Origin of the sequence: Paraburkholderia sp. EB58 (assembly GCF_050436665.1) — a bacterium.
GTDB lineage: Bacteria > Pseudomonadota > Gammaproteobacteria > Burkholderiales > Burkholderiaceae > Paraburkholderia.
The window spans coordinates 239,054-263,807 of record NZ_JBNDMQ010000010.1 but is presented as its reverse complement, the minus strand read 5'-3'; the positions used below and the strand labels follow the sequence as shown (position 1 = coordinate 263,807).

Below are 24,754 nucleotides of genomic sequence, written 5' to 3'. Positions count from 1 at the left end.
GACGCGCTTGATGCGTTCAATCGGTTCAGCTGCCGGCTATGGTGTCACGCGAGGGAAACGCGCCATCGCTTCGAGCGTGTCGAGTTCGATGTGATTGCGCATGTAGCGCTGGCTGGCGTCGTTGAACGGCTGCCAGTCCCATGACTGAATGCGGCCCTGCGTCGTGGCTTCGAAATGAAAGCGGCGCCGCCGCTGGCTCGCCAGCACTGCTTCGTGCAGCCTCGGCAGATCCCAGCGGCCTGCTGCTTCGGCTCGGAATGCTTCAAGCACGTCGGCAAATGCGGGACTCGTGGCGAGGTTGGTGAGCTCTTGCGGGTCATTGGCCAGGTGGTAGAGCTGGTCTGGATCGACCGGCGAATGAATGTACTTGAAGTCGCCGCGCCGGATCATGACGATCGGCGCCAGCGCGCCTTCAGCCAGGTATTCGCCGATCGCCTCGTCGTGACCGCCGTCGCCCTGCAGATGCGGCACGAGGCTGCGGCCGTCGACGGAGTCCGGCCACTCGGTGCGGCGCGCGCCGGTCGCGAGTTCGACGAGCGTCGGCAGCAGATCGAGGTGCGACACCGACGCGGACACGCGATGGGCGGCGAAGCGCTTCGGTGCATGCACGATCAGCGGCACGCGAATGCCACCTTCAAAACAGGTCATTTTGTACCAAAGGCCGCGCTCGCCCAACATCTCGCCGTGATCGGACGTGACGATCACGATGGTGTCGTCAGCGAGTCCCGTGGCATTGAGCGCATCGAGAATGGCGCCGAATTGACGATCGACGTACGAAAGCGCGCCGTAATAAGCGTGGCGGGCATTGCGCACCTGCTGCTCGGTGGGCGGCGTGCGGTCGGTTTCGCAGACGATGCGCAGGCGCCGCGAGTGCGGATCGCTTTGCTCGGCAGTGAGCGAAGTGCGTGGCAGGTCGATCTCGTTGTCACGGTACAAGTCCCAGTATTCCTGCGGAATCGCATACGGATCGTGCGGATGCGTGAGCGAGGCGACCAGACAGAATGGCCGTTGATCGCGCCCTGCCTGACGTTCGCGGGCGATGTCGAAGAGCTTCTGGCGAGCGGTAAAGGTAACCTCGTCGTCGAAATCAAGCTGGTTGGTGCGTACGCACGGGCCGGCGTCGAGCACCGAACTCATGTTGTGATACCAGCTTGGGCGCACTTCAGGCTGCGACCAGTCGGGCACCCAGCCGAAGTCAGCCGGATAGATGTCGGTTGTCAGCCGGTCCTCGAAGCCGTGCAACTGATCCGGACCGCAGAAATGCATCTTGCCCGACAGAATGGTGCGGTAACCGGCCGCCCGCAGATAGTGCGCGAAAGTCAGGGTTTGCGCCGGAAATTCGGCGGCGTTATCGTAGGCGCCTATGTTCGACGGTAATTTGCCGGCCAGCATCGAGAAGCGCGCCGGCGCGCACAGGGGACTCGCGCAATAAGCGGAATCGAATACGACCCCTTCGCGGGCCAAGGCATCGAGACGCGGCGTGCGCGAAATAGTATGACCGTAGGCCTGCAATGCGAATGGCGTCATCTGATCAGCCATCAGGATAAGGATATTCTGCTTTGTGTTAAGGCTCATGAGCGGGGTCGATTAGAATCTGAAGATTTCCACGCGATTGACGCGCGGCGCCGTGGAATGTATGCGTCATGCGCGAGTGTCTTCACTATTGCCGCTCACAAACGCGCTGTGAAGACGCTCAATGCTTATCGACCCATAAGGGGGACTTATGCCGAGACAGGATCGTTTGCCGCCGATGCAGACGTTGTCGGTGTTCGAATCGGCAGCGCGCCTTGCCAGCTTTACGGCGGCGGCGCGCGAGCTCGGCTCCACGCAGCCGGCAGTGAGCCAGCGCGTCGTGCAACTGGAGGAAGATCTCGGCACGCCGCTGTTCGCGCGCGGGCACCGCGGCGTTTCGCTCACTCCGGAAGGCGAACGGCTCTTCGAGGCGGTCCGCCAAAGCCTCGACACCATCCGTGTGGCCACGGCCGATATTCGTGCCCGCCGTGCGACTGGCGAATTGACGATCCTGACCGATTTCGGTTTTGCGACCTATTGGCTGATGCCACGGCTGACGCGCCTGAAGCAGTTGATGCCGGAAGTGAACGTAAAGATCATCACTTCGCAGGCGGCTTTCGATCCGCGCCACGACCATGCGGATATCGCCATTGCATTCGGCGACGGTGACTGGGCGCCGTGTACGTCGACGCGCCTGTTTACCGAGGAAGTCACGCCAGTTTGCTCGCCGGCGTTTCGCGACGCCCATCCTGAGGTCGCCCATCCGGCCGATCTCACAAGCTTGCCCTTACTGCATGTGCAGCCCACGGAACCGGAACGCTGGCTCGCATGGAGCGACTGGTTTGCCGCTCACGATCTCCACCCGCCCGCCGACCGGCACGGCATCACATTTAACAGCTACGCGCTGGTGATTCATGCGGTGCTGATGAACCAGGGCATCGCGCTGGGCTGGACTCCGCTGATCGACGAATTGCTCGCGACGGGGCAACTGGTGCGGCTGCTCGACCAGCCGGTGGTGACGTCGCGCGGCTATTTCCTCGTGTGTCCACAGGCGCGGCCCGAAGCGGCGGCGGTGCCCTTGTTCCGGCGCTGGTTATTCGACGAATGCGCGTGAGGCGCGACGCGCAGTGCGATCCTGCGTGCTGCCATATCCGGCGGCGGCCGTGCGCTCAGGTGGATCGGCGCGCCCATTGACTGCTTCGACGCATTGCAGCGCGTCGTGCTGACGCGCCGATACCAGCATCACGGCGTTTCGATTCTATTCGCGGGAAATCTGGCTTGGTTTACTTTGGCATTCCCGCGCGCGCAGTTGCGCCGTTCTGCATGCGATTGCGCAGGTATCCCTATCGAAGCCAAGGAACCGCATGCCCGCCACCGATCGCTCCCATCAGTTCGCCCTGACCCTGTCATGCCCGAGCGCGGCAGGCCAGGTTGCCGCCGTTGTTGGTTTTCTCGAGCGGCACCATTGTTATGTCGACGAGTTGACGGTCTTCGACGACGACATCAGCGCGAGGTTTTTTGTGCGCTGTGTGTTTCATGGAGTTAGTGCTGAAGCCTCGTTGCAGATTGACGTTTTGCGGCGTGAGTTTAGGCCTATTGCGTCAGACTTCGATATGACCTGGGCGATTCACGATGTCGCTGCGCGGCCGAAGGTTTTGATCATGGTGTCCAAGCTCGAGCATTGCCTCGCGGATTTGCTGTTCCGCTGGAAGATGGGGGAGCTCAGGATGGATATCGTTGGGATTGTTTCTAATCATCCTGATCTTGAGGGGCTCGCGGTGCAGCATGGATTGCCGTTTCGGCATCTGCCTGTTTCTGCTGAGACTCGTTCGTTGCAGGAGGCTCAGGTGCTCGAGTTGTTTGAGTCTAGTGGTGCTGAGTTGATAATTCTTGCCCGGTATATGCAGATTCTTTCAGACCAGACTAGTCGTGCGCTTGCCGGGCGGGCGATTAATATTCATCACTCGTTCTTGCCTGGATTTAAGGGGGCGAGGCCATATCATCAGGCGCACGCGCGTGGGGTTAAGTTGATTGGGGCTACTGCGCATTTTGTTACTGATGATCTGGATGAAGGGCCTATTATCGAGCAGGTTGTTGAGCGGGTGGATCATTCGTTTGGGCCTGAGCGGTTGCTGGCAGTCGGCCGTGATGTTGAATGTATTACGCTTGCCAGGGCCGTTAAGGCTTTCGTCGAGCGGCGCGTTTTTATTAATGGGGAGCGGACTGTGGTTTTGTGATTCTTCTCGCTGCGCGGCTGTTTGGTTGCGTTCCTACCGTGTTGGCCTTTCGTTGATTTCTTTGTGGTTTGCCCCGGGTTGTTCGCTTACGGCGTTGGCCTTTCCTTGCATTCTTAGTGGTCTATTAGCTTCGCCCCTATGCGGGGCGGCACCTACTTTCTTTGCCGCCGCAAAGAAAGTAGGCAAAGAAAGCGGGCTTCCAACCGCCAGCTCGTAGGTGTCCGCCTCGGAAGTCGTCAGTTAGTGGTCCGAAGACGAGACCGCCCCTCGCACCATCCACGTGAGTGGCACAGCGCTCATCCACCCCGCTCCGCACGCGTCGCGGATGGGTTTACCTGGGAAGACAACCGTGCCACAAAACACGCTCTACCCGACGGCGGGGCGCAGCGCAACGCTGGAACGGATGAATGCTTTGTCACTGGCGCGTGTGGTGCCGGGGCAGGTCTCGTATTGGGCCGTTCCCGGTCGAAGACCGAGATGGCTCACTACGGGCTGGCGGTTGCAGCCCGCTTTCTTTGCCTACTTTCTTTGCGGCGGCGGCAAAGAAAGTAGGTGCCGCCCCGCACAGGGGCGAACCTAATAGACCACTAAGAATGCAAGGAAAGGCCAACGCCGTAAGAAAACAACCAAAACCAAACCAGACCAATAACAAAGCAAGGAAAGGCCAACGCCTTAAGAAAACAACCCCGAAGCCGTCAGCCAGACAAACAAAAAATCACTGCGCTCCAGCCACCCAGCTATCCACACGGTCGCCATGAGCGGCAATCCACGCATCAGCTGCAGCGGCAGGCTTGGCACCGTTCTGCGTCGCCAGCATCACGCTGTCGATTTCGCCCGGCTTCCATTGAAATTTCTTTAGAAACGCAACCACGGGTGCTGCCTTTGTCTCAAGCCCGGGGTTGATCACATTGTCGACGTGTTCGGCGTCGCCGTAAACCTTCTTCGGATCGTCGAGGAACTTGAGCTTCCACTTCGCAAACATCCAGTGCGGTGCCCAGCCCGTAACGATCACAGGTTTATTGGCATGCATCGAGCGCGCAAGTTCCGCCGTCATTGCACTGCCCGAACTCGGCATCAACTGATAATCGAGGCTATAGGCCTTGATCGCGTCGTCCGTTTTCTTCATCACCCCAGCGCCCGCATCGATGCCGACGATGCGTCCGCCAAAGTCCGCCTTATGCGCTTCAAGATCCGCAATGCTCGCTTCCGGCACGTCAGCCGGCACGATCAAGCCAATCCTCGCGTCCGGGAAGTTGGTACCGAGGTCTGCCACCTTGGTTTTGAACTGATCCCAGTACGCGCCCTGCGTCACCGGTAGCCAGGCCGAGAGCGTCGCATCCAGATCGCCGCGCGCCACGCCCTGCCACATGATGCCGGCCGCTACCGGCACGAGCTGCACCGGATAGCCCAGACGTTTTTGGATCACCTCGGCCGCGACGTTCGACGTCGCCACGCTATCGTCCCAACCTTCCACGTAGCCGATCTTGATCGTCGGCTTCGTGTCGGCGGTCGCTGTGATGCTTGCGCCCATCATCGTGATCAGCGCAGCCCCCAAGGCACTGCAAAGCAGCTGCTTTTTCAAGCCTTTCATGGTCGATCTCCTTGTACCCGCCACACGCGGTGAGCCTTTAGAATCACCAGCCAGAAATCGCCACGAAGTAAGCTTTGCGACGTCTGCTTGTCTAAACGCGACGCGGTCCAAATACGACCTGCATACACGCCAAATTCAACAGACTATTTCTCTACCACGAGATCCGAGAGCGGCTTGCTGCAACACAGCAGCACCATGCCCTGGTCGATCTCGCGCTGACGGATGCCGCCGTTGTGTTTCATCTCCACCTGTCCCGACACCAGCTTGACCTTGCAGGTGCCGCACATGCCCTGTGTGCACGAGGAAGGCAAACGCACACCGGCCTGCCTGGCTGCATCCAGGACGTGCTGATCCGTGCCACAGCTAATTTCGCGGTTGCTGCGCGCGAAACTCACCGTAAAGGTGCTCGTGGTCGCGCCGTTCTCAGCCGGCGCAACTTCGGCAAGCAGTTCTGGCGCGTCTTCGATGAGCGTCTCGAACGAGAAGCTCTCCTCGTGATAGTGCTTACGATCGAAGCCGGCTTCTTCCAGCAGGTCGCGCACGGCCTTCATATAAGGCGCCGGCCCGCAAGTGAATACTTCGCGCTCCATAAAGTCCGGCGCGATCAGCTTGAGCAGCGGCAGCGTGAGGAACCCGGTGACGCCGGGCCAGTTCGTTCGTGAACCAAGCCGCTCGCACACAAACGACGTGCGGAAATTGCTCTGGTTCGACGCAATCAGATCGAGTTCGCGCGCGAAGATGATGTCGTCCGGTGTGCGGGCACTATGCACGAACACGATGTCGCGGTCTTCGCTTAATTCGTGATACGCGCGGCTCATCGACATCAGCGGCGTAATGCCCGAGCCCGCCGACAAGAACAGATACTTACGCGCCGGATGCCGCGCGCAGGTGAATTCTCCGGACGGTCCCAGCACGCGCACCTGCGCACCGGCTTGCAGGTTGTCGTGCAGCCAGTTCGACACCTTGCCGCCCGGCACCCGCTTCACCGTGATCGAGATCGTATGCGGACGCGTCGGCGACGACGAAATCGTGTAGCACCGGTTGATGGTCTCGCCATCGATCTCCAGTTCGAGCGTCACGAACTGGCCCGGCTCGAAACAAAAGCCATGCCCGCCCGGCGAGCGGAAGAAAAAGCTCTTTACGTCATGCGTTTCCTGACGCACCTGGCAGCAGACAAGCGTCTCTTCGACGTCGCTCGTCCAGCGCGCCGGCAGCGCGCCCCAGAATTGCGGCTTGGTCAGCCGGCTTTCAACGGGTTCGAAGGTTGCCGCATCCCGCATCATTGTTCGCTCCACCTGCCGCCAGGCATCCAGTTGTTAATCCGTCTTCACTCGTTGATTTTTGCTGCGAGGCGCTGGATATACCAGTCGCTGAACTTCTCGACGAGCCCTTCGGTGTACGGCGAGTACGGTCCCGGCTCGTACGCGCTGCTCGCTGCGCCGCGCTGCGAATATTCGACCAGCGCACGGTCCTGATCGTTGGTCGCATTCCAGACAGCGGTCAGGTTCTTCACGTCGTAGTCGATGCCTTCTTTCGCGTCCTTGTGCACAAGCCATTTCGTGCGCACCAGCGTTTCGCCGGTCGAAAGCGGAATCACGGAGAACGTCACGATGTGATCGCTCATGAAGTGGTGCCACGAGTTCGGCTGGGTCCAGAACGACAGACCGCCCAGATCGGCTTGCTTGAATTCACCGAGCAGTTTCTTCGACGCCACTTTCGCATCGAGCGTCTGCGATTCGCCGCTGCGATCGAGCGGCAAACGTTGCGTGCGAAAACCGGTCACGTCAGACAAACGGTCCACTTCGACAGACGGCAGATGCAGCGCTTCCCACTGCGCGGAACGTTCCACGCACTCGCGCTCGAAGGCCGCCATGCCGTCGGCATTGGCCGGCGACGGTTGATAGCCAAAACCGTATTCGTACAGCGAGATGGTCAGCTCGGGATGGTTCGCGACGCAGTGATAGCACTCGCGGTTGTTTTCCATCGTCAGCTTCCAGTTGCCTTTCTCGATGATGTCGACGGTCGCTGCGATCTTGCAGTTCGGCAGATCATGCGGCAGCAGATAAGGCTCCATGGCAGCGCGCATCACTTCGAAGTCAATCGGCGGTTCTTCTGCGAGGCAAATAAAAATCAACCCGGCGAGACTCTGAACGTGAACCGTTTTCAGACTGTGCTTGCAGCGGTCGAACTGTTCGCCCATGTGCTCGGCAAACATCAACTGGCCCGTCAGGTTGTACGTCCAGCTGTGATACGGGCAGACGATATTGCCCACCGAACCCTTGTCCTCGTTGCACAGCCGTGCGCCGCGATGACGGCAGACGTTGTGAAAAGCCCGCACCTGCATGTCGTCGTCACGCACGATCAGGATCGAATCGTTGCCGATTTGAACGGTCGTGTAGTCACCCGGCTCGGGAATATCCGGCTCGACAGCGACCTGTATCCAGTGCTTGCGAAAAATAGCTTCCATGTCGAGCGCAAAAATGTCGTCGCTCTGATAAAACGGCGCTTCGAGGCTGTAGCCCTTCTTGCGCCGGTCGACCAGCGCGTGAATGTCTGCCGATACTTTCATGTGTGCTCCGGAATTCCTCGCGGCCGTGGTGCGGCGCAAAATCAGTAATCGATGAGTTGATGCTCGCGCAAATAGCCGAGGATCACTTGTGCTTTTTCGACTGAAGTCCCTTCAATTACGACGCTGCCGCCGCGGCTTTCCGTGGTGGTCGCCGAAAGCATTCGCGCGTGGCCGGAACGCTTTTCCTGGGCGGTGAGGCGAACGGGCTTGCGCTGGGCGGCGGCCACCGTCCACTGGCCAGCCTCGGCGTTGGTGGGCGGGTTGACGTGCGAGACATCGATGGAGCCGGCCTGCTGGCGGGCGTACGCATAGCGCGGCGTGACGCTGGCAAGTGGATGCACGGCCACCACGGCAGGCAGCGCGGCCTCGACACGCCTACGAACACCTTTCGGCAAGAATTGCCGCACGGTAACGCGCCCTTCAGCGACAGAAGCTTCCACGGCCGCGCCGACCAGTGGATAGCCGAGCGCATCCGCCAGTTGATACGGCAGCATGCCGCTGTCGAATGCGCCCTCTGCGCAGGTGCCGGTCAAAACCAGGTCGTAGTCCTGCAACCGGACCGCCAACGCGGCAACCGCGTCGTCGTCCTCACCGCAGGCAAGCACCTCGACACGCTCCGCACCGAGCGCCAGATAGTCTTCCAGCGCGGGATTCAATGGGTCCCCAGCGTGCAGCGTATCGAGTCGCGCGCCGAGCTGACGCGACAGCGTACGCCCTATTTCCAGTGCGGCGGCATCGTTGCGGCTATAGCGCGCCACGCCGCTTACGGGGTGACGTCCTACCGAAACGAGCACCGCAATCCGTGTCAGCGTGCGGCTCATGCTGCGACTCCTTCGACAACCGCCACGGTGATTGGCGTGCTAACCGCCGCCCGTGACGAACGCGCCAGCGCGACGGCGTCCATCAACGACGCGATGGTGGCCTGCGTATCGCCGATGATGGTGAGGTTGGCCCGCTTGACAATGGGTGCGCTGCCGTCGAGATTGACGGCGATCACGTGGCGGCAATCCTTGATGCCTTGCAAATGCTGAACCGCGCCGGAGATGCCGAAGGCGATATACACGCTCGCCTCGACGGTCTTGCCGGTCGCACCGATCTGCTTGTCGCGCGTGAACATGCCGTTGTCGACCGCCACGCGGCTTGCGCCGATCGCCGCGCCGAATGCGCCTGCCAGCTTCTCGAAGGCGCCCACATCGGTTACGCCATTGCCCGCGGAGACGATGAAATCCGCTTCCTCGAGTGCAACCTGAGCGGCGTCGATTTCCTCGATGCCGAGGTCGCGATAGGCGCCGCCGACGGACTTGCTGCCTGCCGCGACAAAGGGAATCTCCAGCCGCTCGCCCGCGCCGACAAACGGCAAGCGCGGATCCACTGCGCCCGCGGCGAGCAAAACAATATCGGGCAGAGCGCGCGTCGCGAATGCTTTCTTCGCGTGGACATAGCTTCCGACGTGCGTCGCGGAGAGTTCGACCACATGCGTCGCGACGCTCGCCCGCGCATAAGCCGCGTAACGGCGGCCAAGGTCGCCGCCGCCCGTGGTGTTGTCGGGGATCAGGATGTGCGCGGGGGCAAGCTGTGCGACACAAGCCGCCAGCGCCTGCAACTCGCCTTCAGGCGCGAACGTCCTGCGGTCGAACGACGACACTTCGATCACCTTATCAGCGCCGAGCACAGCGGCATCGTCTTTCAGCTCGCCGAGCACCAGCAATGCAACTTGCGTTTGCGCATCGGCAATCAAAGCAGCAGCAGCGAGCGTTTGGCGAGCATGTTCATCCAGCGAGCCGCGGTCGCTATGGGCGACCACCAGCAGCGTGCGCCGCGCAGCTTGCGTCGTACGACGCGGCTTGGTGGCACCGCCATGCGTAGCGCCATGTTGATGGGCTTGTGCCGCACAAAGTGCGTCATCCTGCACCGCCCCTGCTTCCACCACCGCGCCAAGCGTAATGCGCCTGAGCCCTGCCGCCGTGATCGTGAATGGCCTGCGGGGATCGATACGTTTGAGGATCGTGTTCATCGCTTCACTCCAACGCCGCAGCAACGAGTTCGGCTACGTCGAGTACGTCCGGACGCGGACCGACGACACCTTCGAGCATCGCCGTGCAGTTCGGGCAACCCACCGCGACGACCTCGGCGCCAATCGCCCGTGCGTCGGCAATGCGGATATCCGGAATGCGTTGCTTGCCGGGGATGTCCGTCAAAGGCGCACCTCCGCCACCGCCGCAGCAACGCCCGCGTTTGCCGTTACGCTCCATCTCGACCACCTTGATGCCGATCGACCTGAGCAATTGACGCGGCGCCTCTGTTTCGCCGTTGTAGCGGCCCAGATAGCACGGATCGTGATACGTGATGCGTTTATCGGCCAACGCCGCAGCGGCCTTCGGCGACAGCTTGCCGGATGCCACCAGTCCTGCGATAAAGCTCGTGTGATGCAGCACTTCGAAACGCGTACCCAGTGCGCGGTATTCGTTGCGCAGGCTGTGCATGACGTGCGGGTCGGCGGTAACGATGCGCTTGAACGTCAGGTTGGCCAACGTGCCGGTCAATTGCTTCGCCATGCGCTGGAAGGTGGCTTCGTCGCCGAGACGGCGTGCCACGTCGCCAGTGTCGGTTTCGCCCCCGCCCAACACCGCGTAGTCGACGCCAGCCTTGTTCAACACCGTCACCAGCGCCCGCAGCGTGCGCTGATAGCGCATATCGAAGGCGCCTTCGCCGGCCACCAGCAGCACGTCGACCGCTTTGCCCGGTTGCGCAACTGGCGCATTCAGATCGACCGCCCAGTCGTAGCGCGCAGACTTGTCGTAGCCGCCTGCCGTGCCGGTCTCGCGCAGATTCGCCAGCACTTCGGGACCTTTGCCCGGCACGGTGCCATGCACCAGCGTCTGGTTGCGGCGCATGTCGACGATCGCGTCGACGTGCTCGATCAACATCGGGCATTCCTGCACACAGGCGCGGCAGGTGGTGCAGGACCACAGCGTGTCCGCTTCGATCAGGCTCGAGACGATCGCGCGATCCGGCTCGCCGGAATGCTGACCAACTGCGAGGCCAGGCGTCGGGCTGCCGGCATAGGCTGCGTCGGAGCCACCCACCATACCCGTGACCAGATCCTGAATCAGCTTCTTCGGATTGAGCGGCTGACCGGCAGCAAACGCAGGACAGGCCGCTTCGCACTTGCCGCACTGCACGCAGGCATCGAAACTCAATAACTGGTTCCAGCGGAATTCCACCGGCTTGCCGACGCCGTATTCGTTCTGCTCGAGCACGGGTGTTTTCAGCGCAGTAGGCGGCGTTGCGTCAGCACGCACGTCACCGTGACCGGCGAACCGCTCCTGACGCGGATGGAACGCGAGATGTAGCAAACCGGCCAACGCATGCTTCATCGGCCCGCCGTGAGCCGCCCCCATGGTCATCGCGAAGGCGCCCACTGCGATCAGCAGCGCGAAAATCACCGCAAGTCCACCGGACATCGTCGAGGCTGGCAGCAGCAGGAACAGCAACAGCCCGAGCGCGAACGAGCCGAGCAGCCAGGGCAAGGTATTCCACGGACCGCGCGACAGCCGTGTCGGCACTGCTTTCGCACCGCTGCGCCGGCGCCAGACGAACACCGCGCCCACCAGCATGATCAATGCGGCAAGAAAGATCAGCTTGTCGAGCCACGGCGAGTAAATCGCCAGACCGTAGTTGAAGAACACCAGCGCAAACGCGGCGATGGCGCCGCCCGCAGTGGCGACGTGCGTCTTCGCGATGTACGGATCGCGCGCCACCACATGGTGCAGATCGACAAAATAGCGCTTGGGGATCGTCAGCAGGTTGGTCCAGCCGAAGGCACCCGCCGCCGTCGCGCGTCCGAGCCGCCAGTAGGACGAACGCTTCGCGACCGCAAACGCGAGGCCGGCGACCGATACCCACAGCAATGCAGTGATGAGAAACGCCGGGCTCATCGTTAGAAGTCCTTGCAGAGACGCAGCGCGTCGTAGATCGCGCCGTGAATGTTGTGCATCGAGATGCAGTCGCCAACCCGGAACAGCAGGAAGCGGCCGTTGCCCAACTCTTCTGAAAGCGACGGCTGCGGTTCAGCGGCAAATAACTTGTGCACGTCGACCTGGCCGCGATTCACCGATTCCGGCTTCAGCTTCCAGTAGAGCTCGTCGTTAGGGGTGCTGCCGTTTTCGATCACCACCTGATCGACGGCACGCTCTTCCTGCTCCTCGGTGTACTCGTTGCGCAGCACGGCGATTTTCTTGCCGTCCTCTTCGTAGACGCGATCGAGCCAGTAGTTCGGCGTGTGGATCACGCCCTGTGCATAGAGTCGGCGATAGAAAATCGGGAAGGTCGTGCCACCGACGTCGTCCGCCACCTTCACGTCGGGCGTGACGATTTCGACTTTCGAACCGCGGCTGGAGATAAAGTCCGCGACGCCTGCACCCGCATGCGTGCTGACGCCGTCATAGACCAGCACGTTCTGCTTCGGCTCGACGCGGCCCGCGAGAATGTCCCACGAACTGACCGCGAGGCCTTCCTCAACGCCCCATGCCGGCACCTGCTGCGTAAAGCTCGAGCCGCCTGTGGCGAGCACGATGATGTCCGGCTTCTCGGCCAGAATCATCTTGTCGTCGGCAGCGACTCCGAGGCGCCGGTCCACGCCAAGGCGTTTCGTTTCCATGTCGAACCAGCGGACGATACCGGCCATCTGTTCGCGCTGCGGCGCCTTCGCAGCCAACATGATCTGGCCGCCAACGGCATCGCTCTTTTCGAACAATACGACGTCATGGCCACGCGACCGCGCGACGCGGGCCGCTTCGAGTCCCGCAGGACCCGCGCCGACCACCACCACCTTGCGACGGGGGCCACGGGACTTTTCGATCACATGCGGCATCGTCGCTTCGCGCGAGGTCGCGGCGTTTTGCACGCACAGCACGTCCAGACCGTTGTACTGGCGGTCGATACAATAATTCGCGCCCACGCACTGCTTGATCTCATCTTCGCGGCCATCGCGGATCTTGATGACCATATGCGGATCCGCGATCTGCGCGCGCGTCATGCCGACCAGATCGACCATGCCGTTGGCCAGCAGACGCTCTGCCTGGCCCGCATCGCGAATGCTCTGTGCGTGCATCACCGGCAGCTTCACAACCGACTTGATCCCCGCTGCCAGATGCACGAACGGCTCAGGCGGCAACGCCATCGGCGGCATGCAGTTGGCGAGCGTGTTGTGCGTATCCGCACCGGAGCCGATCACGCCGATATAGTCGATCAGGCCCGTCTCGGACATCGCCTGGGCAATCTCCTTCAACTGTTCGTGGTCTAGTCCATCTTCATGGAACTCGTCGCCGCACATGCGCAAGCCGACGCAGAAATCGCGCCCTACGGCTTCACGCACAGCGGTTAGCACTTCGACGCCGAAGCGCAGCCGGTTCTGCAAACTGCCGCCCCATTCATCGGTACGGAAGTTAGTGCGTGGGCTCCAGAACTGATCGATCAGATGCTGGTGGGCCGCGGAAATTTCGATGCCGTCCATGCCAGCCTGCTGCACACGCTTCGCGGCCGCTGCAAAATCCGCGATGATGCGGCGAATTTCCTCTTCTTCGATGATCTTGGCATTGCCACGGTGCACCGGCTCGCGCACGCCCGACGGCGTCATCAGATGCGGCCAATGCTCGCCATGAAATGCCGAACGACGTCCCATATGCGTCGCCTGAATCATGATCTTCGCGCCGTGGCGGTGCATCGCCTCGGCGAGACGCCCGAGCGGATCGACGATCTTGTCGGTCGAAAGATTGACCGACTTCCACCACCCTTGCGGGCTATCGATCGACACCGGACTCGAGCCGCCACACACAGCCAGCCCCACGCCGCCCTTGGCCTTTTCTTCGTAGTATCGGATGTAGCGGTCGCCGGGCAGACCGCCCGGTTCGGCATAGACCTCGGCGTGCGCCGTGCTGACAATGCGGTTACGCAGCGTCAACTGGTTCAGCGTCAAAGGTTTGAACAGATTCGGGTAACGCATCGCGGACGACCTCGGGCGGTGTTCGAATAAAACGAGTTTTTTACGAGTCTTCTAATTAGCCAGCGGCGACACTTCGAACACGCAATGCGCGTGGTGTTCAGCGGCGCACTGCACTTCTTTCGACTGCGAGCGCGGTGCATTCTTGCCCGCTTCGGTGGTGTCGTTGACCCAGTCCATCGCGCCGGCAAACCAGCCTGCGAACATGTAGCAGAGCTTGCCTTCCTTGCCCGGCTGCGCCAGCACGAACGACGAGTGGTGCAGTTCGATCCGTGCATGAGCGCTCGCCGGATCGGCTTCGACGATCTTGAAGATGCCCCAGCCGCGTTGCGACAGCCGGTTCAGGTAGTGCTCGAAGACAGCCATGCCGCTGATGCCGTGTTGCTTCGCTTCCTTGTCACACCAGTGATAAGCGGACTTGTAGCCCGCCTTGTAGAGGATCTCCGCGTAGGCGTCGCGACCCAGCGCTTCTTCGACTGCAGTGTGGTTGTTGGTGAAGAAATGGCGCGGCACGTACAGCATCGGCAGCGAGTCGGTGGTCCAGACGCCGGTATTCGGATCGACGTCGATCGGCAGTTGCGGTTGCATCGCGTGTAACTCCGTGGGGTAAGCGCTATCGATCGCGGGTGCTCTTCAAGGCACCCGTCGCCGGTTCAATGTATTGGATACGCAGTAAGAGCGGGATTGAATGGGCCTTGAGCGCCCCTTAGGCACCCCAGACGTCGCGGAACACGCGCACCCAGTTCTCGCCCATGATCTTGCGGATGCGCGTCTCGCTCCAGCCTGCCCGTTCCATCGCAGCAGTCAGGTTCGGGAATTCGCCAATCGTGCGGATGCCTTCCGGATTCACGACCTTGCCGAAGTTCGTCAGACGGCGATAACGGCCCTTGTCGTGCGTGATCCAGTCGAAGAAATCGACGGTATAGCCTTGCGTGAAATCGGAGCCAATCCCTACCGTGTCTTCGCCGATCAGGTTCACCACGTAGTCGATGGCTTCGACATAGTCCTCCACCGTCGCATCGATGCCGCGCTTGAGGAACGGCGCAAACATCGTCACGCCGACGAAACCGCCCGCATCGGCGATCTCTTTCAGTTGCTCGTCGGACTTGTTGCGCGGATGCTCCTTCAGACCCGAGGGCAGGCAGTGCGAGTAGCAAACCGGCTTCTTCGAGAAGGCAATCGCTTCCGACGAGGTATTGCCGCCAACGTGCGACAGATCGACCATGATGCCGACGCGGTTCATTTCGCTGATCACTTCGCGGCCGAAGCCGGATAGACCACCATCGCGCTCATAGCAGCCCGTGCCGACCAGATTCTGTGTGTTGTAGCAGAGCTGCACGACGCGCACGCCCATATCGGCGAAGGCTTCGATGTAGCCCAGGTTGTCCTCGAACGCATGGGCGTTCTGGAAGCCGAGAATCACGCCAGTGCGTTTTTCTTTCTTGGCACGCAGGATATCGTCGGTGGTGCGCACGAGCGTGAGCAACTCGCTGTTCTCGCGGATCTGCTGCTTCATCAACGCGATGTTGTCGACAGTCTTGGCAAAACTCTCCCAGACCGAGACCGTGCAGTTCGTGGCAGTGATGCCACCCTTTTGCATGTCCTCGAACACCGAACGGTCGAACCGCGAAATATTCAGACCGTCGATGATGATGCTGTTCTCGTGCAGAGTGCTCATTCTGTTTGCTCCATCTGGCTGGCGTGTGGGGCGCTGCGCTTAAAGTAAGTTGGCGTGACAGCGAATCAATAGATCGGGAAGCGCTCGCACAGCGCGAAGATCTCGCGGCGTACGCGCTGTTCGGTGGCCGCATCGCCTTCAGGCGAGACACGCAGCGCCTCGAACACTTCGAGAATCAGGCGGCCGATCTCACGGAACTCGCTGACACCGAAGCCGCGCGTCGTGCCGGCCGGCGTACCGAGGCGAATGCCGGAGGTGACCGTGGGCTTTTCCGTATCGAAGGGGATGCCGTTCTTGTTGCAGGTGATGCCCGCGCGCTCCAGGGCTTGTTCAACCTGGGTGCCTTTCAGGCCCTTGGGACGCAGGTCCACCAGCAGCAAGTGGTTATCGGTGCCGCCCGTGACCAGATCGACACCGCCTTCCTTCAGCGCCTCGCCCAGCGCCTTGGCGTTGGCCAGCACGCTGTCGATATACGACTTGAAGCCGTCCTGCAGCGCTTCGCCGAATGCCACTGCCTTGCCGGCGATCACATGCATCAGCGGGCCGCCCTGCAGGCCCGGGAAGACGGCGGAGTTGATCTTCTTGGCGATGTCTTCGTCATTGGTCAGCACGAAGCCGCCACGCGGGCCGCGCAGGGTCTTGTGAGTGGTCGAGGTCACAACATGTGCGTATTCAACCGGATTCGGATGACGACCCGCGGCAATCACGCCGGCGATATGCGCCATATCCACCATCAGCTTCGCGCCGACGCTATCGGCAATCGCGCGGAAGCGCGCAAAGTCGAGCACACGTGGATAAGCGGAGAAACCGGCAATGATCAGCGTGGGCTTATGTTCATGCGCCAGCGCTTCCACCTGGTCGTAATCGATCCGCAGCGTTTCGCGATCCACGCCGTATTGAACGGCGTTAAACCACTTGCCGGAGAGCGCGGGTTTCGCACCGTGGGTCAGGTGGCCGCCCGCATCGAGCGACATGCCGAGCACCGTGTCGCCCGGTTTGGTGAGCGCGAGCATCACGGCGCCATTGGCCTGCGCGCCCGAATGCGGCTGCACATTGGCGTAGCCCGCATTAAACAGCTGTTTGACGCGCTCGATCGCCAGCGCCTCGATCTGATCGGCGAATTCGCAACCGCCGTAGTAACGCTTGCCCGGATAACCTTCCGCATACTTGTTGGTCAGCACCGAGCCTTGCGCTTCGAGTACCGCGCGCGACACGATGTTTTCCGACGCGATCAGCTCGACTTGCGACTGTTGCCGCTCGAGCTCTTTAAGCACCGCGCTGCGCACCGGCGCATCGCGTTCGGCGAGAGTCTGCGAAAAGAAAGGGTTGACGTTCGACATGGGCGTTCCGTGAGTAATGGATTGCAGTGATGGAGGCAGTCCGCGAAACCCTGTGAATCCCTTGACTGGCCTGCTGCCACCGGCTACCGACGGCTCTATTCTTCTCTCTCATCGGAAACGTCAATTTACGATTTCAGACGCGTTCTTTGCCTTTTCCGCCATTCAAGTCCATTTTGGACAAGTGACCGGTCGTGCGAATCGTGCTTGTGGAACTCACACCCGCACTGCTTGCGTGCGCGAGCCGCCCGTGAACAGTGCCTGCGCCGCACATGCGCGGTGCGGCGGCGCCCCGCATTCTTTCATCCGGCTTGATGAAGCCAGGGTTTAGCCGTATGGCACGCTTGTTGCCCTCGAACCCAGAATGACGGAGCCGTCTCCCCCACGACGGCCGTAACACAATATAGAGCTGAAGGAACACCCGCACCATGTCGCCTGACCGCACCGCGTCGCTGTCCCACTTCGCTTTCATGCCGCTGCCGAACTTCACGATGATCGCGTTCACCAACGCAATCGAAGTCCTGCGGATGGCGAACTACCTGAGCGGACAACAACTCTACCGCTGGTCGATCATCAGCCCGGATGGCGGCCCGGTCTCGGCCAGCAACGGACTCGCGGTCGACACCGGCCCCGCCGAATGCGTAGGCAAGCCGGATATCGTGTTCGTGTGCGGCGGCATCGACGTGCAACGCGAAACCACCCCTGCCCATCTTTCAACGCTGCGCCGTTTTGCGCGCGCCGGCGTCGCGCTCGGCAGCCTGTGCACCGGGACTTATGCGCTTGCCAAGTCAGGACTGCTGGCCGGTTATGCGTGTGCGATCCATTGGGAGAACATGTCCGCGCTCAAGGAAGAGTTTCCGGATACGCGCTTCCTGAAAGAACTATTCGTGATCGACCGCGACCGCGTGACCTGCACCGGCGGCGTCGCACCGCTCGACATGATGCTGAACCTGATTGCGGCGCGCGTCGGCACCGCGCGCGTCACGCAGATCGCCGAGCAGTTTATCGTCGAACACGTGCGCGACACCAACGCGCAGCAACGCATGCCACTCGTTGCGCGGCTTGGCTCGGCGAACAAGTCGCTGTTCGAAGTGATCGCGCTGATGGAAAACAACATCGAGGAGCCGTTGTCGCGCGAGGAACTCGCGCGCCTTGCCAACATGTCGCAGCGGCAATTGCAGCGCCTGTTCCGCGAGCACCTCGGCATGACACCAACGCATTACTACCTGACCTTGCGTTTGCGGCGCGCTCGCGAACTTCTGCTGCAGACCGACATGTCCATCATGCACATCACGATGGCCTGCGGTTTCCAGTCTGCCTGCCACTTCAGCAAGAGCTATCGGGACGCGTTCGGCACTGCGCCTACGCGGGAACGGCGCAAGCAGGTTGCACCGTTGGCCCACACCATGCCCGCCGGAGCGCCACTCGGTATCGCCCTGCAGGTCTGAGCTCGGCCGGCCCATTTCGCCGGCCTCCATCACGTTCTATCGTGCCGCGCGTAGGTCCAGCGCGGCTATCTCACGCCTCGAGAATCCCTTCTGCTGGCATGCCTTGGATTGCGGCTAACAGCCGCGTAAGCTATGGTGAGTTCGTTGCGGCACGTCACAGCCCGGGCACCGGCAGCCCGCTAGAGTGGCCGCTTTCCACCATTGCGCCGCGCGATCCGCGGCGCCGTTAAAGGCTGGACCATGGCAGACGACAGCATTGAAACCCGTCCCACTCCCTCCGCAACACGCCTCCTGGTTGCGCCGCAACAATTCTCTCTCGACGTCCTGCTGGAAAAGTACGCCAAAGGCGACGAGCAAACCGCCGACGACGTCTACCGGCGTGTCGCCCGCGGCGTCGCCATGGCCGAACCCAAGGCCCTGCGCGAAACCATCGAAGCCCGTTTTGTAGAAAATCTGCGCCATGGCGCGCTAGGTGCAGGCCGCATCATGAGCGCGGCTGGCACAGGCATCGCCGCGACGTTAATCAACTGTTTCGTGCAACCGGTGGGCGACGCCATCCAGGGTGTCGACGAGCAAGGCTTGCCGGGCATCTACGTCGCGCTGCTGCAGGCGGCCGAGACAATGCGCCGCGGCGGCGGGGTCGGTTACAACTTTTCGGCGATCCGCCCGAAAGGTGCGCGCGTTCACACCACCAGTTCCTCGGCCTCCGGTCCGTGCAGTTACATGGACGTGTTCGATGCGTCGTGCCGCACGGTGGAAAGCGCGGGCTCGCGACGCGGCGCGCAGATGGCCGTGCTCGATTGCAACCACCCTGACCTGCTCGAATTCATCGAGGCCAAGCATTCGAAGGGCCGCTGGAACAATTTCAACGTGTCAGTCGCCATTACGGATGAATTCATGCGCGCGGTCGAACAGAATCAACCGTGGCAACTCGTGCATCGTGCCGAACCTTCGCCGGCGTTGCGCGCCGCTAATGACATGCAGCAGCGCGAAGACGGCCTGTGGATTTACAGCGAGAAACCGGCCCGCGCGATCTGGGACCGCATCATGCGCTCCACTTATGACGTGGCCGAGCCGGGCGTGGTGTTCATCTCGCGGATGAACGAGGACAACAACCTGCGCGCAGTCGAAACGATTCGCGCAACCAATCCCTGCGGCGAACAACCGCTGCCACCCTATGGCTGCTGCAATCTCGGGCCGCTCAATCTGACGCGCTTCGTACGCGACCCGTTTGCTCAGAGCAAAGGCGGCACACCTTCTTTCGACTGGGATGCGCTGGCGCAAAGCACCCGCACCCAGGTGCGTTTTCTCGATGATGTGCTTGATGTGACGCTGTGGCCATTGCCCGAGCAGTACGATGAGTCGCGCGCCAAGCGGCGCATCGGCGTTGGCTTTACAGGCCTCGGCGATACGCTCGTGATGCTCGGCCTGCGCTACAACTCGCCTGAGGGCCGCGACCTTGCGGTGCGCATCGCCCGGCTGATGCGCGATGAGGCGTACCGTGCTTCCGTCGAACTCGCTCGCGAGCGCGGCGCGTTTCCGTTATTCGACGCGAAACGCTACCTGGAAGACGGCACATTCGCTTCGCGCCTGCCCGACGACATCAAGGATGCAATTCGCCGCGATGGCATTCGCAACAGCCACCTGTTGTCCATCGCGCCAACCGGCACGGTAAGCCTCGCGTTTGCCGACAACGCCTCGAACGGCATCGAACCCGCCTTCTCGTGGACGTACACGCGCATGAAGGTGATGGCCGATGGCAGCCGCGAATCGTTCGCTGTCGAAGACTATGCGTATCGCCTGTACCGCGAACTGGGCGGCGATGTCGCGGAGCTGCCAGACTACTTCATCAGCGCACTGGAAATGTCGGCGCGCGACCATCTCGACATGATGGCGGCCGTGCAGCCTTACGTGGACACGTCGATCTCGAAGACCGTTAACGTGCCTGCCGATTACCCGTTTGAAGCATTCGAGAGCCTCTACTTCGATGCCTGGAAGGGCGGCCTCAAAGGACTCGCTACGTACCGGCCCAACGAAACGCTCGGTGCGGTTCTGAGCGTGACGCCCCAGCAACCGGATGATTCGCTTACCGAAGCAGATCTCGACCCGCTGCGTATCGCCATCGACCATCGCCCCAAGGGCGAACTCCCAGCAATTATCGAAAAGGTCGAGTACCTGACCCAGGCCGGCAAGAAATCGCTCTATGTCGCGGTGTCGTTCATGGAAGTCACAGGACGCCTTGCAGGTGAAGACGTGACGATCGAGCGGCCCATCGATTTCTTCATTCCGGTCGGCCAGCGCGACGAATCGCAGCAGTGGATCACCGCGCAGATGCGCTCGCTGTCGCTCGCCGCGCGCGGCGGCTTCGTGGCGCGCAATCTGCAGGATCTGCGCAAGGTCTCGTGGGACCGCGGCCAGGTGCGGCTGGGTGAAGTGCAACGGCTCGACGGCCATCGCTCGCCGCTCTGGCACGATTCCGAAGTCGCGGCGCTGGCTTACGCGATCCAGCAGATCCTGCACCGGCGCGGCTTTCTCGATGCCGAAGGCAATCAGGTTCCTTCACGCGTGCTAGCCCGGCTCGGGCGCGAGCAAGCCATTGCAACACCTGCACCGACGCCCGCTCTCGCCAATGCGACGAGCAGCGACCATGACGCGTCGTCCGAAACTGAAGGCATCAACCAGTTGCGCACGATGCTAGGCCGCAAATGCGGCACCTGCGGGGCCAATGCGGTGATCCGCAAGGACGGTTGCGACTTTTGTACGGCCTGCGGAGAAGTGGGCGCGTGCGGATAAACACGCGCCCGTCGCTCGATCAAGCCGCCTTCAGCAACCCATGCGGATCGATCACGAACTTGCGCGGTGCACCGCCGTCGAACTTGCGATAGCCCTCCGGCGCTTCATCGAGCGACACCACCGTCACATTGACTATATCCGCAATCGGCAGACGGTCCCACAGAATCGCCTGCATCAGATTACGGTTGTATTTCATGACCGGCGTCTGCCCGGTATGGAACGAGTGTGACTTCGCCCAGCCGAGGCCGAAGCGAATGCTCAGGCTGCCCTTGCGCGCAGCCGCGTCCGCTGCGCCTGGATCGTCGGTCACATAGAGGCCCGGAATGCCGATGGCGCCGGCCACCCGCGTAATGTCCATCAGCGAATTCAGCACGGTGGCGGGTGCTTCTTCGTGATGTCCGTGGCTGCCATGGCCGTGGGCCTCGAAGCCAACGCAGTCAACCGCGCAATCCACTTCCGGTTTGCCGAGAATCTGTGCGATCTGCTCGCCAAGCGTCGCATCGAGCGACAGGTCGACGGTTTCGAAACCCACTGCGCGCGCGTGCGCGAGCCGTTCCGCGTTCATGTCGCCAACGATCGTGCATGCGGCACCCAACAGCCGTGCGGAAGCGGCAGCCGCCATGCCGACCGGACCCGCCCCGGCGATATACACCGTCGCGCCCGGTTTCACACCCGCCATCACCGCACCGTGATAACCGGTCGGCAAGATATCGGACAGGCAGGTCAAATCGCGGATTTTCTCCATCGCGCGGTCGCGATCCGGAAACTTCAGCAAATTGAAATCCGCATACGGCACCAGCACGTATTCGGCCTGACCGCCGATCCAGCCGCCCATATCCACGTAGCCATACGCTCCGCCTGCGCGCGACGGGTTCACGTTCAGGCACACGCCGGTATGCTGTTCCTTGCAGGTCTGACAGCGTCCGCAAGCCACGTTGAACGGCACCGAGACCAGATCGCCGATCTTCAGTGTCTCGACATCGCGGCCCAGTTCAACCACCTCGCCGGTGATTTCATGGCCCAGCACCAGCCCGACCTCGGCCGTCGTACGGCCGCGCACCATATGCTGGTCCGAGCCGCAGATGTTGGTCGACACCACCTTCAGAATCACGCCGTGGCCGATTGCCCGGCCATTCGGATCGACCATCTTCGGATAGTCGATGGGCCGCACTTCCACCTTGCCCTCACCCAGATACACCACACCGCGATTGCTGCTCATTGTCTCGTCTCCATGTTCGTCTAGCTGCTCGATTAACTGCCGGACTGGTTGCCCAATTGACAGCGCTGTTCGCCACGGCACCCGGCAAACGCCGCTGATTCGAGCGTATTCCCTGAGGCCCTGCGACAAGTGTGCAAAACCCGACATGAGCTTTCCCCAAACCGACAAACCAACCCGTCACGCACTTTTTGTTGATTGAACGATCAATAAAAAACCGCTAGAGTGAGGTCTTTCGACGCTAGAACCTGAGAGACATGCCAAAAGTCGGAATGCGCGAAGTGCGTCGCGCGCAATTGATCGACGCCACCCTTTTAACCATCGACGAGGCCGGCCTTGCAGGTACCACGCTGGCCTCGGTGGCGCAGCGCGCCAACATTTCAACCGGTATCGTCAGCCACTATTTCGGCGATAAGGACGGCCTGCTCGAAGCCACGATGCGGCATATCCTGCGCGATTTGTGGGCCGCCACCACACGCCGGCGCATCGCGGCGAAACCGCAACCGCGCGCGCGCCTGCGCGCCATCGTGGCAGCCAATTTCGACGTGAGCCAGCTGAGCGGCCCGGTGATGAAAACGTGGCTCGTGTTCTGGACGCAGAGCATGCATGAGCCGCAGTTACGGCGCTTGCAACGCGTCAACACGCGCAGGCTGTTTTCGAACCTGTGCGCCGAATTTGCCAAGGTATTGCCGCGCGCCAACGCGCGGCGCGCAGCGAGCGGCCTGGCTGCAATGATCGACGGACTGTGGTTGCGTGGTGCGCTCTCCGGCGATCCGTTCGACACCAAAGCGGCCCTCAGGCTCGCCAACGACTACATCGACATGTTGCTTGCGCCCGAGGCCTGAGGCCTCACATAAAGCGAAGCACGTACCAAGCCTTCAAGGAGAAACCTGATGCCCTCTTTCGGCCTGCAACGTCTCTACATCGGCGGTGAATATGTCGATGCCAGCAGCGGCACCACCTTCGACACCTTCAATCCGGCCACCGGCGAGAAACTCGCGACCGTGCAGCAGGCGAGTGCCGCGGACATCGACCGGGCCGTGCAATCCGCACGAGAAGGTCAGCGCAAATGGGCAGCGCTGACCGCGATGCAACGCTCGCGCATTCTGCGCCGCGCGGTGGAACTGCTACGCGAGCGCAACGACGAACTCGCCCAGCTTGAAATGCTCGATACGGGCAAGCCGATTGCCGAAACGCGCGCAGTGGATATCGTGACCGGCGCCGACGTCATCGAGTATTACGCGGGCCTCGCTACCGCGATTGAAGGCCAGCAGATTCCGCTGCGCGCCGAATCGTTCGTCTACACGCGCCGCGAACCGCTGGGCGTCACAGCCGGCATCGGCGCATGGAACTATCCGATCCAGATTGCCTGCTGGAAATCGGCACCGGCGCTGGCCGCCGGCAACGCCATGATCTTCAAGCCGAGCGAAGTCACGCCGCTGTCCGCTTCGAAGCTGGCGGAAATCTACCTGGAAGCCGGCGTACCGGCGGGCGTATTCAACGTCGTGCAGGGCGACGGCAAAGTGGGCGCCTTGCTCGCCGGGCATGAGGGCATCGCCAAGATCTCGTTCACCGGCGGTGTCGAAACGGGCAAGAAGGTGATGTCGCTAGCGGGCGCTTCGTCGCTGAAGGAAGTGACGATGGAACTCGGTGGCAAGTCGCCGCTGATCGTCTTCGACGACGCCGACCTCGACCGCGCCGCGGACATCGCCGTCACCGCGAATTTCTTCAGCGCCGGCCAGGTCTGCACGAACGGCACGCGCGTATTCGTTCACCACAAGGTACAGCAGGCGTTCGAAGCGAAGATAGTCGAACGGGTGAAGCGCATCCGCATCGGCAAGCCCTCCGACCCGACGACCAACTTTGGCCCGCTGGCGAGCGCGCTTCAACTCGATAAAGTGCTGGGCTACATCGAAAGCGGCAAGCGCGAAGGCGCGCGTCTGGTGGCGGGCGGTGCGCGCCTCGTCGAAGGCGACTACGCCCGCGGCCAGTATGTGCAACCCACTGTTTTCGCCGACTGCAGCGACGAGATGAAGATCGTGCGCGAAGAAATCTTCGGCCCGGTGATGAGCCTCTTGACCTTCTGCGATGAAGACGAAGTAATCGCCCGCGCCAACCACACGATCTACGGCCTCGCTGCAGGTGTCGTCACCGAAAACCTCTCGCGTGCACACCGCGTCATTCACCGCCTCGAAGCCGGCATCTGCTGGATCAACACATGGGGCGAATCGCCGGCGGAAATGCCGGTGGGCGGCTACAAGCAGTCGGGCGTGGGCCGCGAGAACGGCATCACGACGCTCGAACATTACACGCGCATCAAGTCCATCCAGGTCGAACTGGGCAAGTACCAGCCGGTGTTTTGAGGGGGTGCA

At 61.7% G+C, this 24,754-nt stretch carries 18 protein-coding genes; 6 read left to right on the top strand and 12 right to left on the bottom strand.

Annotated elements, in window-relative coordinates; all coding sequences use genetic code 11:
* Positions 1–36 precede the first annotated feature (36 nt).
* Positions 37–1,575, bottom strand: a complete 1,539-nt coding sequence (betC, locus tag P3T40_RS17610) for a choline-sulfatase (protein WP_429269001.1) — start codon at positions 1,573–1,575, stop codon at positions 37–39.
* A gap of 148 nt (positions 1,576–1,723) precedes the next feature.
* Here betC and P3T40_RS17605 point away from each other — a divergent pair, with 148 nt between their 5' ends.
* Positions 1,724–2,626 (top strand): choline sulfate utilization transcriptional regulator, encoded by a 903-nt coding sequence (locus P3T40_RS17605; protein WP_429269000.1) that lies wholly within the window; start codon positions 1,724–1,726, stop codon positions 2,624–2,626.
* Positions 2,627–2,876: 250 nt separating this feature from the next.
* Complete coding sequence (gene purU / locus P3T40_RS17600; protein WP_429268999.1) at positions 2,877–3,749, top strand: formyltetrahydrofolate deformylase; 873 nt, start codon at positions 2,877–2,879, stop codon at positions 3,747–3,749.
* A gap of 715 nt (positions 3,750–4,464) precedes the next feature.
* Here the strand turns inward: purU and P3T40_RS17595 are convergent.
* The 10 genes from P3T40_RS17595 to P3T40_RS17550 form a co-directional block, all read right to left on the bottom strand.
* Positions 4,465–5,283 (bottom strand): glycine betaine ABC transporter substrate-binding protein, encoded by an 819-nt coding sequence (locus P3T40_RS17595; RefSeq protein WP_429269020.1) that lies wholly within the window; start codon positions 5,281–5,283, stop codon positions 4,465–4,467.
* 200 nt (positions 5,284–5,483) lie between these two features.
* Positions 5,484–6,623: an FAD-binding oxidoreductase gene (locus P3T40_RS17590; RefSeq protein WP_429268998.1), complete on the bottom strand. Its 1,140-nt coding sequence runs from the start codon at positions 6,621–6,623 to the stop codon at positions 5,484–5,486.
* Positions 6,624–6,667: 44 nt separating this feature from the next.
* The gene (locus P3T40_RS17585; protein ID WP_429268997.1) at positions 6,668–7,909 is read right to left on the bottom strand and encodes an aromatic ring-hydroxylating oxygenase subunit alpha; all 1,242 of its coding nucleotides are present in this window, start codon (positions 7,907–7,909) and stop codon (positions 6,668–6,670) included.
* Positions 7,910–7,950: 41 nt separating this feature from the next.
* Positions 7,951–8,730: an electron transfer flavoprotein subunit beta/FixA family protein gene (locus P3T40_RS17580; protein WP_429268996.1), complete on the bottom strand. Its 780-nt coding sequence runs from the start codon at positions 8,728–8,730 to the stop codon at positions 7,951–7,953.
* The gene (locus P3T40_RS17575) at positions 8,727–9,923 is read right to left on the bottom strand and encodes an electron transfer flavoprotein subunit alpha/FixB family protein (protein WP_429268995.1); all 1,197 of its coding nucleotides are present in this window, start codon (positions 9,921–9,923) and stop codon (positions 8,727–8,729) included. The genes P3T40_RS17580 and P3T40_RS17575 overlap by 4 nt, the downstream gene beginning before the upstream one ends.
* 4 nt (positions 9,924–9,927) lie before the next feature.
* A complete protein-coding gene (locus P3T40_RS17570; RefSeq protein ID WP_429268994.1) occupies positions 9,928–11,847 on the bottom strand; it encodes a (Fe-S)-binding protein in 1,920 nt (639 codons plus the stop codon).
* 2 nt (positions 11,848–11,849) lie between these two features.
* On the bottom strand, positions 11,850–13,913 hold the full coding sequence (locus P3T40_RS17565; protein WP_429268993.1) for an FAD-dependent oxidoreductase: 2,064 nt from the start codon (positions 13,911–13,913) through the stop codon (positions 11,850–11,852).
* Positions 13,914–13,964: 51 nt separating this feature from the next.
* Entirely contained in the window at positions 13,965–14,498 is a 534-nt protein-coding gene (locus P3T40_RS17560) for a DUF5943 domain-containing protein (protein WP_429268992.1), read from the bottom strand.
* 118 nt (positions 14,499–14,616) lie between these two features.
* Complete coding sequence (locus P3T40_RS17555; protein ID WP_429268991.1) at positions 14,617–15,588, bottom strand: dipeptidase; 972 nt, start codon at positions 15,586–15,588, stop codon at positions 14,617–14,619.
* 65 nt (positions 15,589–15,653) lie between these two features.
* Positions 15,654–16,928: a serine hydroxymethyltransferase gene (locus tag P3T40_RS17550; protein ID WP_429268990.1), complete on the bottom strand. Its 1,275-nt coding sequence runs from the start codon at positions 16,926–16,928 to the stop codon at positions 15,654–15,656.
* A gap of 425 nt (positions 16,929–17,353) precedes the next feature.
* On the opposite strand from P3T40_RS17550, the gene P3T40_RS17545 reads away from it, so the two are divergent.
* On the top strand, positions 17,354–18,373 hold the full coding sequence (locus tag P3T40_RS17545; RefSeq protein ID WP_429268989.1) for a GlxA family transcriptional regulator: 1,020 nt from the start codon (positions 17,354–17,356) through the stop codon (positions 18,371–18,373).
* 240 nt (positions 18,374–18,613) lie between these two features.
* Positions 18,614–21,166 (top strand): adenosylcobalamin-dependent ribonucleoside-diphosphate reductase, encoded by a 2,553-nt coding sequence (locus tag P3T40_RS17540; protein ID WP_429268988.1) that lies wholly within the window; start codon positions 18,614–18,616, stop codon positions 21,164–21,166.
* A 19-nt stretch (positions 21,167–21,185) separates the two neighbouring features.
* On the opposite strand, the gene fdhA is transcribed toward P3T40_RS17540, so the two are convergent.
* Positions 21,186–22,385 (bottom strand): formaldehyde dehydrogenase, glutathione-independent, encoded by a 1,200-nt coding sequence (gene fdhA, locus P3T40_RS17535; protein WP_429268987.1) that lies wholly within the window; start codon positions 22,383–22,385, stop codon positions 21,186–21,188.
* A gap of 254 nt (positions 22,386–22,639) precedes the next feature.
* Here fdhA and betI point away from each other — a divergent pair, with 254 nt between their 5' ends.
* Together betI and betB are read left to right on the top strand one after the other, a co-directional pair.
* Complete coding sequence (gene betI / locus P3T40_RS17530) at positions 22,640–23,227, top strand: transcriptional regulator BetI (protein ID WP_429268986.1); 588 nt, start codon at positions 22,640–22,642, stop codon at positions 23,225–23,227.
* 48 nt (positions 23,228–23,275) lie between these two features.
* A complete protein-coding gene (gene betB / locus P3T40_RS17525; protein WP_429268985.1) occupies positions 23,276–24,745 on the top strand; it encodes a betaine-aldehyde dehydrogenase in 1,470 nt (489 codons plus the stop codon).
* Positions 24,746–24,754 lie beyond the last annotated feature (9 nt).